General features: G+C 39.0%; 7 protein-coding genes and 1 pseudogene. 1 reads left to right on the top strand and 7 read right to left on the bottom strand.

Features of this window, described 5'->3' with window-relative positions; all coding sequences use genetic code 11:
• Positions 1-15: 15 nt before the first annotated feature.
• The 7 genes from AC3CAU_RS09860 to AC3CAU_RS09830 form a co-directional block, all read right to left on the bottom strand.
• Positions 16-408 (bottom strand): DUF4440 domain-containing protein, encoded by a 393-nt coding sequence (locus AC3CAU_RS09860; protein ID WP_447054446.1) that lies wholly within the window; start codon positions 406-408, stop codon positions 16-18.
• 887 nt (positions 409-1,295) lie between these two features.
• The gene (locus AC3CAU_RS09855; RefSeq protein WP_447054445.1) at positions 1,296-2,516 is read right to left on the bottom strand and encodes a tyrosine-type recombinase/integrase; all 1,221 of its coding nucleotides are present in this window, start codon (positions 2,514-2,516) and stop codon (positions 1,296-1,298) included.
• A 532-nt stretch (positions 2,517-3,048) separates the two neighbouring features.
• The gene (locus tag AC3CAU_RS09850) at positions 3,049-5,964 is read right to left on the bottom strand and encodes a hypothetical protein (RefSeq protein WP_447054444.1); all 2,916 of its coding nucleotides are present in this window, start codon (positions 5,962-5,964) and stop codon (positions 3,049-3,051) included.
• 4 nt (positions 5,965-5,968) lie between these two features.
• Positions 5,969-7,042 carry an OmpA family protein gene (locus AC3CAU_RS09845; RefSeq protein WP_447054443.1) on the bottom strand — a complete coding sequence of 358 codons (1,074 nt, stop codon included), beginning with the start codon at positions 7,040-7,042 and terminating at the stop codon, positions 5,969-5,971.
• A gap of 3 nt (positions 7,043-7,045) precedes the next feature.
• Positions 7,046-13,048: an SdrD B-like domain-containing protein gene (locus tag AC3CAU_RS09840; RefSeq protein WP_447054442.1), complete on the bottom strand. Its 6,003-nt coding sequence runs from the start codon at positions 13,046-13,048 to the stop codon at positions 7,046-7,048.
• A 112-nt stretch (positions 13,049-13,160) separates the two neighbouring features.
• Complete coding sequence (locus tag AC3CAU_RS09835) at positions 13,161-15,872, bottom strand: DUF7619 domain-containing protein (RefSeq protein WP_447054441.1); 2,712 nt, start codon at positions 15,870-15,872, stop codon at positions 13,161-13,163.
• A gap of 42 nt (positions 15,873-15,914) precedes the next feature.
• Positions 15,915-16,424 (bottom strand): hypothetical protein, encoded by a 510-nt coding sequence (locus AC3CAU_RS09830; protein ID WP_447054440.1) that lies wholly within the window; start codon positions 16,422-16,424, stop codon positions 15,915-15,917.
• 251 nt (positions 16,425-16,675) lie between these two features.
• Here AC3CAU_RS09830 and AC3CAU_RS09825 point away from each other — a divergent pair.
• A pseudogene (locus AC3CAU_RS09825) lies at positions 16,676-17,236 on the top strand (IclR family transcriptional regulator domain-containing protein); the annotation flags it as partial.
• Between the last annotated feature and the right edge of the window lie 850 nt (positions 17,237-18,086).

Genomic DNA, 18,086 nt, shown 5'->3' with positions numbered 1-18,086 from the left:
CAATTAAAATAAATTTTACGCTGTAAAGGTTTCCTGTAGAAAGCGCCAAAGCATTTGGTCCTGAATTTCCTCAATCACTGCACAAGAACGGCGAATTAATATACCTGATTCTTTGGTATGCTTCTCTGTATAGGTCAAAACGACTGTATGTTGATTATGTGAAATAATTTCTTCATCATAGATTTCAATTTTAATATCAGGCATTTTTCCTTGATTGTTTGCGAACAACTGCTTCACTTCTTCAAATTTAAATTTTTTACCAGCCGCACCCACCATTTCAAAATCTTCAGAAAAATGTTGAATTAATAAAGGTAAATCTTCATCGCTATTTACCCCGCTGAAAATTTTTTCAATAAGTACATGCATGGTATGAATGCTTTCAATTGCTTTCTCTGCAGAAAGTGTCATATCAATTTCCTTATATTTAATGTTGACCCCATAATAAAACAAAATTACATGTAAAATTCAATATGTTTATTGGGCATATTTTATAAATCTAAAAATAAGCATCCTTCTAAATATGCTCTATAGCAAAAAATTTACTCTGTTCATGCATAATTGGCGTATGAAATACATCGATCAAACACGCTTTTTGATCCTTAGCTCAAGCAATACCCCGGTGTCTCATTCACAATCTGCTATTTAAAATGCATGTCCCTGCCAAAGGTAGACCGCCCAAGTTAAACCTGGAAGAGCAAGCTCTGCTTTGTAGGAGCTAGTGGCGGGAATAAATAACTTTATTTCTATGAAGATGAATCAGGCTGTTTTTAGAGCCAACCGCCTTAAAGAGTGTTCATCATTTTGAAGATAGTCTGATCCAGTTTAATATGTTTAATTTATCGAAGAGTTTGTCTGACCGTGAAGGGATTAACTGGAATGTTATGGTTATAGAGGCCACAGAAATTCCAATTCACAGGCTTAGAAACGCATAATAAGCTATGGCGACCAGAAAAAGCCTTATACCTTCAAAATACAGAGCATAATTCATTATAAAACTCAGCAAGTACTGAGTTTATGTATAGGTCGTAGAGCTATACATGATTTTGAGTTACTTCAACGAAATTTAAACCTGAAACATTAAGATGCCTTTATTTTGGCTAATAAAGGCGATCAGAAAGTCAATAAAACAAGAGTGGGGCTGAATAGATATTTGGCAATCTGAAAAAATTGAAAATTTTTGGAAGACTATTATCGAAATAGAGATAAAAAATTAGTTTAAGATGTAATTGAATAGCTAGAATTAATAACATTTAACTAATAAAAAATAATTTATAAAATAGTTTTAATATAATCTATCAGAAATTTAAATCTTGTCTTTCCGCATATTCATATATATAACTTCCCCACCACTGCATCATTTCCATACGTTGGTTAATATAATCAGCGTGATTATAACTCGCCCGAGTTTTATTTTTATCTGTGTGCGATAACTGTGCTTCAATCCAATTTTGTTGAAATAAACCTGATTCATTTAATATGGTACTAAATGTAGATCTTAAACCATGAGATGACAGCTCATTCTTACTATATCCCATTTTACGTATTACTGTATTTAGGGTATTAAAATGAATCGGTTTGTCTTTATAGCGTGGACTGGAAAATACATACTTTTCACCATAAGACCACTCAAGTGCTGATTTTATAATACAAATTGCCTGATCCGACAAAGGGACCAGAAAATCAGGAATCTCATGACCTAAAATAACTTTACGTCTAAACTGCTTAATATGTAATGCCGGTATTTTCCACATTTTATTTTCTATATCAAAGTGATGGGGTTCACTAAGAAGCAATTCAGCGCCCCGAACACCTGTATATAATTTAAGCCATAAGGCTTTTTTAATAAGGGTATGAGTATTTACTTGATTTAATTTATTTATGAATTCTGGAATATCATGTGATTTTAAATAAGGATAGTTTTTCTTAATCTTATTATTAACCAGTATTTTATTTAAACCATTTGCAATATTGTATTCACAATAACCCATCGCTACAGCATAATCGTAAATTTGATTTAAATAACTATAAGCTTTCTTAACCGGTTCTTTTACTTCTCTAAATTCAATTTTTTTTATGACTGTTACTAAATCATATCGCTTCACTTCTTCAAATGCCATATCACTTAATTCTGGATATATATCATTGGATAAACATTTTCTTGCCAATTGAATAACACCACAACGTGGCTCATCACTAAAAGAATTTCTTGTTTTAAATTCTAACCATTCCTCACAAATATCTTGGAAGGATTTTATTTTTTTATTACTTATACTTTTAAGAGTGTAATTATTTAATTTATATTCATCTCGTGCAAATCTTGCATCTTTTAATAACATTGAAGGATACATACCCAGTTTTATTCTTGGTCGCTTGCTTGATCCTTCTACAGAATATCGATAGCTCCATGACTTGCGTCCATTCGGTTCAATTTTCAGGCTCAGGCCTTCATCATCTGCTAAAAAGTAGATTTTATCCTTCGGTTTGGCTTGGCGAACCTTGAATTCTGTAAGACTCATAAAATTGCATGGAACCATTAATGACACTGGATAGTTTGATTATAGCAAAATAAACATAGTTTTATATGATGCGTATGATACGCATCATATAAAATCATAATTTATTGTTATTTAATAATTTTATTAAAAATTAAATAGTTTTAGTCACCAAGTTAGTAACCTTTAAAATAATATATTGAAAGGCGAAAGACTGACTTAACAGATTTTTTAGTTGGAAATAGACTTTCCTCGTTAAGTTTGAACAGGACAAAATTAATTACCAAGGTTGAATTTTTTGGATTTCTTGATTAAGAGAGTCAGGAGTTATTCGATATTTAAGTCTTGAATATTCAATTAAATATTATTTACTTAAGTGACTATTTGAAAAATCAGGCCAGTTCATTTTGAATATTAAGTAATTTTTATACAAAGCTGATGAAGTAATAATTTAATAAGCAGGAGAACTAACGATTTTAAATGGGGGTGGAGGCAGCTTAAGAACACAGCTGCCTCAAATTTAGTATAGCCGGGAATCGACTAATGACTTAACCCATCATTGCATTTTAATTCCAAAGTACAGGGATTTTTCCTGTTGTGATAACAGTTCCTTTAAAATCGTCTTAATTTTGGCTCTGCCATCATCTTCAATTTTATTGTTGCTGCTATCGGTAATGTCTTGACCATTACTTCCTACGATTGGCAATATCCTAGGAAGTGCCCATTGTTGGGTATAAGCGGGATACATATCGTTAATCACTACATTGCTTAATGCTGCACTTCCGGTATTTTTCACCATAATCCGATAAATTAGACATTGATTCGGTTTTAAGTTTTCATTTTGTACCGTATAAGTTGCATTTATCACTGCTGAAACATTTGTCATACTGCAATTTTCAACTTTGAATTGCGATTTCAGAATTTTTAACTGATTCGGACTGACCGTAATTAGATCGGTATTGCTCAAATCCGCTAATAATATTTCTTTCGCTAGATTATCCGGTTTAACTGTTAATTTAACCTGACCATTCATGCCGTTAGTTGCTGTTGCAGATGCTTCAGCTTTTATCAATAAAGTGACTGATTTGTTGGGCTCGATAATATTGCTTAATTCTGTCTCTACCCCAGAGAGCAAGGTATCTCCCGCATCTAGCGCATCATTACTATTTTTATCTAGAAATAATGAATATAAGAAGCCATCATTGCCATTGACAGGATTGATGCTGATTTTTGCTTTAGTTTCATTTTCTGCACCATAGTTGGTTAAACGGTGTAAAAACACATAGCTTCCCCCGACCCCCACCTGTGCACTTTGATCATTGCTTAATTCCAGTAAGCGTTTTTTAGGCTGGGGAATCACAGCATCCAGAATAATATCAGCCAAGCCCGACTGAAGTGACTCGATTGCAAACCAGATATTGGTGGTTGCTGTCGCAGAAGAGTAAATGGTCACAACTGCGCAGAGTTGTGCGGTGCTATTGGCTGAAACATTTAGTTGAGTAATCTGCTGACTACTTACACCCGTTTTACACTGCGCAAGATCCGCTTTATAAAATTCAATTTTTAAACCAGCAGTAAAAGGCGTAACACTATTTTTAACCAAGCTTGAATATTCACCCGTCCCTAAGGTTGGTTCAATTTTGCTACTAGATGCATACAGCTGATAATCCTGTGCCAAACCGCCGTAATTCTGAATATTGAGCGGAAAATAAACTTTGCTGTTACTGTCAGCTTTTTGGGTCCAAAGTGGTGTAGAACCTGTTCTACCTTCTTTTGCAATAATAAATATACCAGTACCGGTGGCAGCGGCATCTGCTGCAGGGGCATTACTGATGTTGTTGGATAAATCACTTTTGGCCGCAATCAATGTTTTTAAGGTGGATGTATTATTTCCAGGAATGAGATCCTGCATCTTGGTGGTTTCAATAATGGCTGTATTTTCTACAAAACCCACACTTATAGTATCTGTGTCGGTGACTTTTAAATTTTTAACCGTAAAGATGTATTTTGCATTGGCAGGAATATCGCCTAAACTTAAACCACTACCTGCAGTGGTACTGCTCAACAGTGCAGTCAATGCATTGGCATCTGTCCAAGTCGAAGGACAAGCCTTGCTGGTACCATCGGTCAAATCTTCACAGATCAGACTGGTTTGATTTGCAGCATTACCGCTCGTCACCTGAAGTAAGTTTTTGAAATTATCTCGCAGGAGTACTCCATCTGCCTGCACGGCAGTCTTATTGATGACATCCAGCTGATAAGAAATCAGGTTATCTTTTTGAACCACCGACTCTGGTGTTAGGCTTTTGACGACCGCTAAATCAATATCATCTTCTTGGATCTTGAGATCAAATTTGACATCTGCACTGACATTACCACAGGTACTCAAATTGGTGGAAACAGCTTTACTGTTCGCATCCAGCGCGAATTCAAACGGTAGATTGATATCAGTATTGGTTTGAGTATTGCCAAGAATTTTAATTACCAAATCATTGACCTGAACCCCTTTGGTATAATCCAGGGTAGCGTTATAGACTGGGGTGTAATTAAAAGTTACTTTGTCTGGATTTGCGGTCACCAAACTATCTGCTGAACCCAATTCAACCAAGCCTGATGCAGTTTGCTTATATAATCTGTAATTTTTGCCATATACCGCTTTAGTCTGAGCATAGCCCGTCAGATATTCAATTTTAAATTGCAGGGTAGGCATATCACTCTGACTTAAAATTTGTCCAACAACATTAAAAGGTACAGAATGGGTCTTCCCTGTTGCATCCTCACCTTCGTAAAAACGCCCTGAAGCCGCACTAAATTCAACTGCAGGTTTTAATTTTAATGAAATATCATCAATAAAATTACCTAAGGTTACACTGCTATATTTTGTTGCAGCAAAGATAAAGTCATAGATACCGCTATTAACTGAAACAACGGCTTTAGCTCCGATAGGATTGGCATCCACCCATGTCCATAGTTTAGTAGATTGCTGTGCGCCAATTTTCTGTAACTGAGTAAAACCTAGGCGATCTGCGTTTACTTTCCCGATATAAAAAGTAGCCTCTTCCGTACTGCTTGATCGAGCGGCATGCCTGAAATTCCACTCAAACTCTTCACCTTTTATCAAACATACTGGCTGATACAGTGCAGATGCATCCTCAGCATTAAGTTCAGCATATTGATTATTGATATTTGCTGTCCCCCAGTCCGCAGTTGCATTGCCATCTGGGCCTTTACCGCGCCAAATTTCAATTAACTTAGGGGTTTTATGGGTGGTTTTCCAACCTTCCACTGCCGTTTCAGCAAATTGCTGATAACTGCCGCTCAACGTGGGTTTGTTAAAACTTAAATTAATAAAACTCCGCTGAATTTTAACTTTACTGGTATCTGCTGCAGCATCTGCTGCATTGACCTCAGCCACACCGCCCACCATTAAAACTAAAGATGCCAAAACATGAGGTAAATATCGCTTGATCATAATGTTATTTCACCTGCACTTTTTGCAGTTTTGACTCTATTTGTAAATCTTGCCACTGCGGCAAATATTTAATTTCAATCCCAGGTACATCTGTAACCTGCAGAACCATCCGGCGGCTTTTGGCTTCAGCTATTTTCATCTCTGTATCGGTTTGAAAATCAACTGCACCCTTGGCTTCAGTCGTAATATTTGCAATATCCATACCCTGTAATACCAGATAATCTTGCACTGCCTGAACACGGCGCTGTGCAAGCTGAATGTTATAGGCCGAGCTTGCATGATGATCGGTATAACCCGTTAAAATAGCAGACAATTGCGGATATTGATTCTCCAGAATCTCCCATTGTTGCAGCACCATTTTGCTTGCCGGGCTTAGGTCTGCACTGTCACGGGCAAAATGTACAATATTATGGATCTTTAAACTATTAGACTGTTGATTTAATTGTACTTTGGCTAGAGGCCAAAATTCAGGGTTGACGCCATGACAGCCCTTTCCATTCAGCTGCTGCAATGAAGGCAACTGCTCTGGCTGCCAGCTGATATCCGTGCGCTGTATACCTGTTGATTCAACCACCTGATATAAAGCCTGTTGCACCGCATTAAAAGGTTCTTGGGCATGTCTCCAGCCCAACTCGCAATATTCTGCTGCCGCCCACACCAGCATCACTTCTGCATGTGCCAGACTTTCTGGCGCTTTATCAATGGCACCCTGCTGTTTTAAATATTCAATCTGCCACCACAAATCACGGCGCATGACTTGTGACACACTTAAGACTGGTGTGGTTAAACTCAAATTTTGCCTGGCCTGCAATCCACTGACAATATGCTGGGCCTGTTGCAAAGCTTCCTGCCCGGCAAGGGTTAAACTGCGCTCGGATTGTTGATTGACCGCATAACTTAACCATATTTTTGCTTTGTAAGCATGATAGCGAGTTAGTGCATCAGCATTTGAATATGATTGCAAAGTATTGGATAAGGTCTTTATTTGACGCTGAGCATCAGCAGCTGAAAAGGGTTCAGCATAAACCATGCTATTCGCTAAAAATAAAGCTGCAAGTAGTCCAATCAATGGTTTCATGTTCTATCGTCCCTGTTCTGGCTCTAAAGCAAAGTTTGTGTTTGCCGAACGGCGACCAAACAGATCTTCATCAAACTTGAATCTGAATCTTAAATACGCACCTTCACCGGTTGAACTGGTATTTGCCAGTTCCTCATCTCGATAACCCATAAAGTTATAACCTGCCGAAACCCAAAGATTGGTTGCAAGCAAATACCCCAATTCGGCTCCAACCAAATAACGCGTTCCTGCACCGCGGTTGGCCCATAAACTGCCAGCCTGTATGCTCATATCCCAGCGTTCATTCATGTCATAAATTACACGACCACTAACTAACTGGGTTAAAGCACTACTCGAAATACCGTATTCATCCAGTACAGACCATTTTGCTGCATATTGACCCGATAAAGTCAGACGGCGCTGTGGATGATAGTTACTATGAATAGACGTCACATAGGCTTCACGTTTAAATTCCGCTTCTAAATCAGTGGCATTATTTTCATAGTAATATTCGATTTTCGACAACACATCGAGTTTATTTTGATCATAATCGCGCCATGCATAACCGATCTGGAAACGGTTGCGTAAATGATCCCCTTGAGCTGCTTCTTTATTATCGACAAAGTTCAGCGTGTTTTTAGTCAGCACGGTTGCATCATCAGAAAGCTTATAGGCATAGCCAAGGGTATTAATCAGGGTATCCGAAGTATCAGAACGGCGACCTTCCAAACGGGTGGTCGCTTTCCAATTCTCATGAACTAAATACTCAAGCCCAAGACTCAGTGCAGTGGCATCGTTCCGAGTATTGTCTTCATTTTTAGATAAAGACTGGATACGCTCAAAACTGCTACTGACATAGACACGCGGTTTTAATTGCCAGCGGTTACGCAGGCCCAATGCAGCTTCAGCTTCACGGTTACTGATGCCATCCGCAACACGATATTCACTAAATACTGAACCATCTTTCATATAATTACTGGAAATACCAAACACCGTGCTGTTGGTTTCTTCCGTGCTATTCATGGAATATAAACCATCAATTGCTGAAATCACTTCATGGCGGGCATAGACTTCTGTATTTGGCAGGACTTTAGCTGTTCCCCCTACAGACAAGACTTGTTTATCGGAATTAGATAAATCCTGTTCGTATTCAATAAAAGCTGATGCGCCTTTCCAAGGCAGATTACCGGTAAATTTGATACGACCCGTAGTTCCCTGATATGGACCCAGATTTTCAGTGGCTAAAGTTGCCGCCGCAGTGGTTTCATCATAGTGACGAAAACCTAATTCTACTGCCAAAATTTTAAAGAAGTTACGTTCCAGACTGGCAGATAATCCGGTACGAATCCCGTGATTATCTTGATCTTCGGTACGAATGGCTTCTATACGAGCCAAGCCCAGTTTTGCAATCGGTGCTGACGCCTTGATGCCACTTTCCTTACGCCCTGCACTAATAGTGGCTGCATCATTCTGGAAACCTTCTTCAGCTTGCTGGTGATAGGCACGAACATGGGCAAAGCTCGGCGCATATTCAAATTCGACTCGGGCAGCGCCGCCTTGGTTTTTGTCACGGGTTGAATCACTATTGATCTGAGTAATCTGATCTGCCGTTGAGTCGGTATTTCTAGACTGTGCCACTTCAGCAATTAATTTACCGTATTGCCCCACTTTCACCACGGCATTTAAACTGGCAATCTGTTCCTGATTTAATGGATCATTGCTTTGCACAAATGAACCACCCATTTTTAGATGGCTCTTCATGGCATAACTAAAACTCATCCCGCCGACTTGATATTCTTCACCAATTTCATCCGCTTCCACCGTAATACGGATAAAGTTTGGATTCAGGTCTTGATCGACACTGGCGACAGCCTGTTTTAAGTAAATGCTGTTGCTGTAGGTGTCGACTTCATAATCGCTAAAACGGGTAAGGCTTTGTTTGGCAATAATCAAACCCGGATTATTACGATCGCGGGTCAGAATCTCGACTTTTTCACTATTGTCTAAAATAAGTTCATTTGAAATTGAACCCAGACTGTAGGGACCAGAAATACCGAGTGCACGATTTTCTGTCACCACTTGACGCGATTTGGTTTCAGCCACAAATGCTGATGCTTGAAACTTATCTCCTTCATGTCCCACTTTCAGACCAGTCAATGAACGGTTATATTGCCCCAAAGCCAGACCTTCATCTTTTTCTGTACGGGTCACATAGTCGCCATACATCGCATATGAACGGCCTTTGTCTAAGCGTACATACAATTTGCTGGTCGATTGAGCTTCAAAGCCTTTTGCCGCTGCATCACCATAAACGGGATAATATTCATCAGGTTGAATATCGCGGAACAGGCGCTGCTTGGAACTTTTATTCGAATCATAAGCCAAGGTTAACAGATAGTTGCCTCTGACTTTTCCTTTCAGGAACATTGCAGTGCGACCGGTCAATGAGGTGTCATTACCCCACTCGGCAATTTCATTTAGCTCATCTTCAAAACCATCATTACGATTCACGCTGTGCAACTGTGTGTTATCAAAATTATTAAAGTTAATGGAACCTTCAATTAAACCCACGGCAATCAGCGGACGTAAATCTGCCTGAAACTGAATGTCGATTTCTTGTTTGAGCAAACCACTGCTGACACGTAGTTTTCCACGTGCAGGCGCATTCGGTGCAAGAACCGGAATAATCATCTCGCCGCCATCAATGAAGCTTTGAATGCCCGGTTCATTTGGATTTAAATCTGGAAGATCAATAATCCCGATATCACTTTCTAGAGTGATCGAGGTACGGGTAGCAACCCTGACACCTTGTTTATCTTGTAACTGAACTCGCAGCTGCATCACATCACGGCCATTGGCCATCACCGAAGCTTGCGGTTGTTGTAACTTCAGCTGATGAATTTCATCCGGAACAATGACCTGAATGTGTTGGCTTTCACGGACATTGCCAGCAAAATCCAGTTGTTCAGCACGAATGCTGTTTTTACCGGGTTTTAATGCCACTCCGACATATTCAACACCTTGTTTACGTTGCTCATCCAGGATGGCTAATTTACCCCGTTGTTTATCTGCCACCACCACGTCATTGACTAAAACACGCTGTGTTGCGCCCGCTGCACCTTGAACTTGAATTGTCGTTTGTGCATGAGGTAGAACCTGTCCCTCTGTTAAGTTTAAAATTTCTAAAGCGTTGTTGTCGCTACGCTTTAAATATTCTTCAAGATTCACTAAAACAGGCGGTTTTACCGGATCAATCAACAACTGCGGTTGTTTTTGTACAGCAAAATCACCCCGATTCAATAGACAGTTCTGATCATTGTCATTTGCCAAACAGCCTTGGGTGTTTTCTGAACGGGTGCTGCTTTCCAGATAGCTCGGTGCATCAATAGAAAGTTGCTTGTTAATCGCTTTTTCAAGATTTAAATTGCTGCTGTTAATTTTTTCCTGACGCTGTTTGATTGCATCGGTTAAGGGTGCGGAACATGCATCTGCCTGATCCGCCATGGCAAAATCGGCACGATGCAATTCGCCACGTTTGACATCGACAAAGCGGCTGGATGGATCGCCTGCATTTCGGTTGGACTGAGTCAGTAACTCTACCCCGGCCGGTAAAGTCGTGCGGTCAATTTTAAGTACATGGGTTTTTGCCGAAATGCCGTAAAAGTCATATTTACCTTCGCGGTCCGTGATCACATAGCTGCCATCTTCCATGTAGATACGGACACCCGGCACACCCAACTCGCCTTTATCCTGTATGCCATTACGGTTACAGTCGCTATAAACTTTACCCACCACAAATGCATCGGCACTAAACGCACCCGGACGAACTTTAACTTTAGCTTGTGCTTCATTTGAACTGAGACCAGAACCATCCACTGCACGAGCCCGGTTAACCCCATCCCCATTTAAAGCATTGGGTCCGACCAGAACACGGTATTCAATTTTGGCACTGGCATTAACTGCAAGATTACCGAGACCCAGCGTTAAATAAGGGCCTTTGCCACCTTCCGGGTCTGCCACTGGTTTGCCATCAATACGCATGGTATTTGGCACATAGCTAAAACCACGCGGTAAACTGTCTTGCAATTTGACATCACGTGCAAGTACATCACCTTTATTACTCACGGTAATGCTGTAATTGGTGAAATCACCCAATTCGATACTGCTATCACGTGCCGTTTTTTGTACCATCAACCCCGATTGGCTTAATAGCGGGTCAATCGGAATATCGATATTCAATGCCGGACTGCTGGATGCCAGGGTAAATAAGCCGCCATAAGAATATTGCGAATGTACCGCCATGCCATTAAATGAACTGAGCGGATACACTACCTGATCGCTGACAAAACTATATTGATGAGTAGCAATTGTTGAGGTATCGACTAATAATTTGTAGTTACCCGGAATCACCTGAGGGTAAACAAACTCACCTGTCGCAGATGTGACCTGTTTTGCAGGAATTGAACGTAAAGCCCCTGTGGTACGGTCAACTTCAAAAGCTACATTATTGCCTACAGGTTGATCATTTTCGTCCACCAATATCACTGTTGCCCCAGCGACAGGTTTTTTGGTTTTTGCATCGAAAATAATGCCGTATGGATCAATCAATATCTGCGTTGAAATATCATTAATCGGTGTAGTGACCTGTCCTTGCTCGTCGACACATTCAACCAGACTTGCTGTAACCTCATCACGTTTAAGCGTTTGTAAAACAGCATCATTCAGGTTTTTTTCTGCATTTTCTTCAGTCTCTAAACTAAATTGGAACAGACCTGTATTTTCACCACTTTCCATGGCAGAAATAATAACAATATCACCCGTCAATTTAGACTGAATACGAATGCGGACCTGCTCTTTGCTGAAACGGTTGGCATTACAAACGGCGGCATTGGTTTTTAAATAAATCGGTTCATTAACCTTGCCGGTATAAAAGCTGATTTTAAAATCATTTGTGGTGCTCTCCAAAGTTGGCTGACCCACCACCTTGGTTTCAACTTTATTGGACAAGGTTTTTTGATCCACTTGCCCTTTTTGATGCAGAACATAAGCTCCATTCACCAATGTGGTATAGCTAATGGTTGGTTGAGTTTTGACCTTTAACTTAATCTCGCTTTTTTGACCGGCTGCAAACGGCAGTTTATAGGCCACCACAGCATGGCCAATTTGATTTTTATCCTGAGGTAAATGGCTTGAATATTGTCCTTCTGCTAATTTATGCAAAACCAGTGTATTAGAAGCCGAATCTGAAACCTGAATATCTTCAAAAATAGTATTTGCAGGCAAAAGATCTTCAACAATCACCCATGATTGTTTCTGTCCATCCACCGTGACTGTTGCAGGAGATACAGCTAATGATGCTGAGTTGGTTACCGTCAAAGTGTAATTCAGAGTTTGTGCCTGCTGATTTATGGTCAGCAGTGATTGGTCTACGGCTTTTTCTATTTTTAACTTTGCTTCAAAGACCTGTATAGGGTCTTGCACTGTTTTTTGTTGTTGCGGTTCTTCACGAATCTGTGCGGTTAAAGGAAGCTCTAACTTGGCCTGATCGGGAGTTTGTAATGAAGTATCTGCCACGACCCATAAGTGTACAGTTTGATTGGATTGTAATTCCAATCCATCTTTAATCAGGGTATCTGAAATATCCAGGACACCATCTTGATTGGCATCTAAATAGATTTTTAAATTGGATAAATGGTTAACAGGCGCGGTTTGAAAATCAAACCATGCCTGAGTATTACTGGTATTGGTCACCTGATTTAACCAGATGACTTTTGAACCTGCTTCTACTTGCTGGAGCTGATCTGGAAATAGTTCAAGACCATAAAACTTTGCAATTTCGACATTGACTGCATTGGATTGAGTGGTTCGCAGTAATTGCCCACCGTTGGAATCAGTGACTTCATAACTTGCATAAGCAATATTCTGAATCATTTGTCCAGCCATAGGCATCGCAGCATGACCATGCTGTGCAAAGAACAAAGCAGATGCAAGTGCGGACAAAGATAATGTCTCCACTTTTTTATTCATTGCTTTTTTCATTGCCACGCCCCGGAACAGAAAATACGAAAATAAAAATAATTAAAACAAACGAATCAAGTCCCCTTTTCTTAAAAAAGGGGGGGGTAGAGATTTAAAAGGATTATGGGGTGGTTACGCTGTTGTCAATTTTTACCGCAAACTCTAAAGTTTCCGATGTTGCTGGAGTCAAGGTATTCACGCTATAACTCACCTGACCATTGGTTTGAGTTGCAGACGCTGGCTTTAATGACCCTGTGAATAGCTTGGTATAACTTGGCACCATGTCGGAAATCACAATATTGGTGGCATTCGCATTACCATCATTGGTGGCTACAATTTTGTAGTACACACATTGACCTGGTTTTGCCTTTAAATCAGTTGTTCCATAAACTGTTGGGGGCGTTGTACAGTCTGCTACAGCCTGAGTTTTAACTAAACGAATCTGGCCTAAGTTAATCACCGTGCGATCCGTTACAATCACATCAGCAGGCTTGTTACTGCCTGTAGGTTTGAATGATACAATCGTGGTATCTGATTCCCCTGCCGTTGCAGTTGCAGGTGCCTCTACTTTGACCAAAATTGTAACTGATTCATTTTGTGATAAACCAGCACCATTGGTTTGTCCCAATAAAGCAGTCAAAGATACATTACGCTCTGCGGCGGTCGCACCTATTACCAACTCATTGGCATCAACCATGCCATTCTTGTTGAGGTCAACATAAACTGAGGTATTCATACCTGACAAGGTAGAAGACCAGTTAATTTCGACTGGATATTTGCTTTCACCTTCCAGTACATTTCCCGTATTGGTTAAGGTGTGGCTGTATACTGTTGTACCACCGGGTGCAATTTGACCTTGTCGGTCTGGAGTAAAGGTCAATTGACGTTGTTCTGCAACTTTGACATTAAAGCTAATGTCATCTTTCGTACCTGTAGCAGATGAAGAAATCTCGACTTTAATATCTTTACCCGTACTTGTATCGGCAGGAGTTCCGGCAGGAGGGGTCACGATTAAACAGAAACTTTTTGCAGCGCCATTGGCAATGTTGCCAGAATTGGTCACTTTCGTGGCAGTACAGTTACCTGAGCTGTCTTTTTCAAAAACTTCAGCAGTCCAGCCAGTAGGGATATTCGGAACATTAATAATGTAATTATCCGGAATGTTGCCGGTATTTTTGATCGTAAGATCAAAAATTACTGGTATTGCCGGTGGTGTCGTTGCAGTAGCTACAGGCGTTGAATTACCGGGACCTGCACCAAGTTCCGCAGTTGGGCCAGATTTGCTAACCAAATCCACTGCATTTGCCAGTAAGCTGGAAACAACTAGAGTTAACTTATCTATGCCTTTGTTGGCATCAGAAGTGCTGGTCAAAATAATTTGATTATTATTGACTACTGCACCGTTCTGGAAAGTGACGCGAACGATATATTTCTCATAACCACCCGCTGCAATCGGACCGGTATTATTCGATGTTACAGGCGTTTTACCATCCGCTTTCAGAATTTCAACAATACTGCCTGCCGGTAAACTTATTTTATTTACAGTGAGCGTATAAGAATCTGCCGTGTTGCCGCGGTTATGGACAACAATCATGTCACCTTCTGTGGTACTGTCACCGAATACAACCGGAACCCCTTGTTTGCCTGCTAAAGTAATAAGGTCATCCACGGGAGCACCTGGAATAGGGCCATCTTTAAAGCTGTTTAATACAGAGTCATTAATCGAACCATCAAATTTCCCTGTTACAGTCACAATTGATGGATTAGATGGAACAGTTGTAGGATCAGTAGGTGCGGTGTCCGGCACATCTGTGATCACTAATGGAATATTCGGACCACCAGCAGTACCGGGTTTACCATCCGGATCGACATAGGCAGTATTTTTAATATCGCCTGCACTGGTGCTATCTAAAACTTTAACTTTAAAAGTCAGCTTGCCGGAGGTATTTGCTGCAACACTGTCAATATTGAAAAGGAATTTATTTCCGCTGACTTCAAAATTGTCTAAATTATCTTCTGCATCGGTAAGAGCGGTTGAACTGCCATTATAACGTGCAGATCCAGCAACAAACTGAACAGTAGCGGGCAATACGTCAAAGAGTGCAACATTGGTTGCAGCTGCATTACCTGTATTTTTAAAAGTTAAGGTATATTCAACTTCCTGCCCCGCTTGAGTCACACTTACACTGGCAGCTTTGGTAATTTGCATTACTGCACCAGTAGTAATGGTGGTAGTGTCGATATTGTTTTTTGTTATCGCACTTGAATCATATAAAGCAACTGACTGTGCTGTTGCCGATACCTGTAACTTATCAAGCTGGTTAGCAAGTGCCGTGCTTGGTGTGGTTGCTACCACAACTAAACCCACAGATTCCCCTGCCGCAAGTTCAATTTGGTCAGCAGTTGTTAAAGCAACTTTACTGTCAGCAACCCCATCTTTATTGCGGTCAATATATATTGCAAACTTGCCATTTTCGAAATCAAATGTTGTGGTTGCATTATCTATATCAGTAAGTGAAATCGTAAATTTATCCGATCCGTTCCCGGTATTGGTTAAGATGTGTGAGAAAGTAACCTGACCATTTGCTGTGGTCTGCGCAGCGCGGTTAGCTTCAAGTGTAAAGCTGCCGACTTGAGCGACTAGCGTTTTCACTTCATTAGACGTTACTACACGTTCTGTACCGGTATTATCAGTATAAGATGCAGTTGCAACGTTACTAATATTCGTACCGGCTAAAGGTGCAGCAGCCATAGCTTGGCTACCCAGCAACGATACCCCACCAATTACTGCCAGTGATGCAGCAATTTTACTTAATTGAAAATTATTTTTCATAAAGAACCCAACAATAAAGTCGATATTGACCAATTAAAAATTTTATTTAGATGTATTAACTTGGACTTGAGCAGAAATAATAATTTTCTGTTTTGGCTTTAACTCACTCACATTCCATTGCAAAACGCGATATTCAGCCAGTGGGACATTTACTTTTTTGCCATTTTCCATACGGGTGAGTGGTGCTTTAGCAAAACTTTTGCCATCTACGGACGCATAGGCATCTTTGGGTAAGCTTTGGCCTGTGTAAGTTACATCGGTAGGAAGTGGAAGATTCAACTTTAAATTTTTCAGACTCTGACTAGAGATATTGGAGTATTCAACTTTGTACTCAAGCAATGCTTTTGGCTTTACTTGATCTGTTGTTTTTAATTCTTTTTTTACTTTTTGGTTTCCCTCTAGCTGAAACACTTTCATATCAGCAACTAAAGCTTGGTTATTCGCGGAAGTATGAGTTGTAAACGCTGCTGTTAATAGCAGGGATAATGGTATCAAAATCGGTTTTTTTTCGGATTTAATCATCATTGGATACAATTTTAAACATAATGTCATTGCATTCTTACATTAAAAAATTAAAAAATAAATAAAAAATATGACATATTTCACACTTTCCAGATAAATATCAAAATTATAGACTTTTTATTAAAAAAATTTGTATTTATTGACATTTTTTGTCATGAAATAAAGGCAAAAAAAGTAATGCCAATCACCGCAAGATTAAAAAAATTATTAAATGTGTCATTTTTGGCCTTGCCAAAGGCTTAAGTTTGCTCGAAGTTTTGGAGTAAAGCTTTAAAAACTCAACTCAAATTGCAGTGCGCTTATCGAATTCTTATCTAAGCTCAGCGGATTTGCCTAAAGTGGTACCGCCTATTTTAAACTTACTCTGTGCACAAACGTCGCTTACTTTTTACTGGATGAGCATAAAGTGATTCCTATCGTTCGAAGCTATTTACCGCAACAAGACAGTTTTGCTTAAGTCCTTATGGAATGCATTTAGGAACACTGTTGCCCGCTGATGCAGACTTAACCGGTAAATTTTTATTGGCAGCTTTGAACTTGGAGAAACAAAAAAATGGGTCGCCAAATGTGGTTTAAAAGGTCTTGCTCCATATACAGTTCAAGACGGAACCCAGTTCTATAAACTGCTAACAGGAATTCAAATACAAGATGACTGTTTATCTAGAGAAAAACACGGACTACGAACTATTGCGTGTGCGGTACCAGTGTTAAATGCGCAAGTTAAGGCAATTGCCGCATTAAATTGCATGGCACAGACTCAGCGTATAACAGAGGAGTAGCTTATTCAGCAAATTTTACCTTTACTTAGAAATACGGTTTATGAATTAAGAAGTACACTTTAGACTATTAAAACTTATCTAAAGTTTTCAACTATGAGTCATTTTATCTCTAATAATAATGAATATAATTACTCCTTGCTCTACTCCTAGATTTATTTTTGAGCTAACTCTGCTCATGCTTTTTAGATTCTTTAGATTTTTGATTCCCGTCGCATATTGATGAGCTAGAACAGGTAGAGTATCGATAAAAACTCATTCTAGATCTGCATAATTAAAAATAATGAATCAATTTTACATTAATTAAAATAAATTCTATTAAATTAATTATTCTATTTTCATAAATTAATATTCATAAAATCATATTTAATTTTCTTATAATTTTTATCATTTTGTAATAGATTATTTAATTATATATTTATATGGTGATTCAGATACCTACACCCAAAACTATACCTACAAGGTATTATAAAATAAAAAATACAGCTTTTGATGTGGTAACAGATTACCATCCATACAGCTTTTGATGTGGTAACACATCTCCATAAATACAAGTTTTGATGTGTTAACAGAAAATAAATGATGTAGTAACATAGTCAGTGTATAAAAAACCATCAAAAGTACAGACATGGCAAAAGATTGAAGCTGAATAATTATCCATACCTTATAAATATAAAAATAAATTTATAAGTATAATAACCATTATAAATCCTGGCTTTAGATATTAATATTTAATACAGCCCTTATTAAATATTTTAAATTTAATTTTTATATATTCAAAATAATTTAAATAGAAGGATTTTATAAATCAAAATATAGGGATCTTTTTTAAAATTGTTTGGATTGTATATTGATAATATTTCTGCATAATTCTGATATAAACTGCATCGATTTAAACAAACTTACCCATCCTTAG

The organism is Acinetobacter sp. GG23 (genome assembly GCF_057766365.1).
Note: the sequence above shows the minus strand (reverse complement) of the source record. Positions and strands in the feature narration are given on the sequence as shown.

What these genes read in the sequence shown, in the direction of transcription:
- AC3CAU_RS09860 (WP_447054446.1), bottom strand. Translation starts at nt 408, where the DNA reads ATGACACTTTCTGCAGAGAAAGCAATTGAAAGCATTCATACCATGCAT.
- AC3CAU_RS09855 (WP_447054445.1), bottom strand. Translation starts at nt 2,516, where the DNA reads ATGAGTCTTACAGAATTCAAGGTTCGCCAAGCCAAACCGAAGGATAAA.
- AC3CAU_RS09850 (WP_447054444.1), bottom strand. Translation starts at nt 5,964, where the DNA reads ATGATCAAGCGATATTTACCTCATGTTTTGGCATCTTTAGTTTTAATG.
- AC3CAU_RS09845 (WP_447054443.1), bottom strand. Translation starts at nt 7,042, where the DNA reads ATGAAACCATTGATTGGACTACTTGCAGCTTTATTTTTAGCGAATAGC.
- AC3CAU_RS09840 (WP_447054442.1), bottom strand. Translation starts at nt 13,048, where the DNA reads ATGAATAAAAAAGTGGAGACATTATCTTTGTCCGCACTTGCATCTGCT.
- AC3CAU_RS09835 (WP_447054441.1), bottom strand. Translation starts at nt 15,872, where the DNA reads ATGAAAAATAATTTTCAATTAAGTAAAATTGCTGCATCACTGGCAGTA.
- AC3CAU_RS09830 (WP_447054440.1), bottom strand. Translation starts at nt 16,424, where the DNA reads ATGACATTATGTTTAAAATTGTATCCAATGATGATTAAATCCGAAAAA.